Here is a 530-nt window from a genome sequence, read left to right on the forward strand (position 1 = left end):
GCAACAGCGGCTGCGTCCACTGCAGGCGGCGTTTGAGCTGCAGCCGTCACCAGCAAGCCCAGCGCCCAGATGGCGCCGCGGTGCGTGTTGGCTCCACCGGTGGCGTCGAGCATGGCCGCTTCGCCTTCGCGCCCCAGGCGGCCGATGCGCTCGCGCAGGGCGAGTTGTGCGCCGGCTTGCGTTTCGATCTGCGCGCCGGCCAGTGCCATGGCTTCAAACGTGGGGCGCAGGGTTTGGGCCGAATGCACCATCAGCGTCCAGTCCAGATCGTGATGCGCGCCGTTGCCGCGCACATCCACCAGGCCGGGCTTGGGCGACAGCGTCACTTCGTCGATGAGGGCAGACTCGACCAGCGCGGCCAATCGCTTCGCGCGTGCTTTCGGGCTGGCCGGGAGGGGCCGTTGCAATGTCTTCTCCATTACCAGCTCCGGAAGCGTGCAGGCGGGTCGTACAGGCCGCCGGACCATTCGACCAGGTCGGCGATGCTCTTGGCGGCGAGCAGTTCGCGGCCGGCGTCGCTGCGGCGCACG

2 protein-coding genes are annotated in these 530 nt (G+C 69.4%); both read right to left on the reverse strand.

Annotation, left to right across the window (positions count from 1 at the left end; genetic code table 11):
* Positions 1-419, reverse strand: a 419-nt coding sequence (locus ACWKV5_RS29685) for a triphosphoribosyl-dephospho-CoA synthase (protein WP_483844158.1), incomplete at its 3' end; no start/stop codon positions are given.
* Positions 419-530, reverse strand: a 112-nt coding sequence (locus ACWKV5_RS29690; RefSeq protein ID WP_483844159.1) for a malonate decarboxylase subunit alpha, incomplete at its 5' end; no start/stop codon positions are given. The genes ACWKV5_RS29685 and ACWKV5_RS29690, both read right to left, overlap by 1 nt.

Source organism: Pseudomonas oplopanacis, assembly GCF_057128725.1.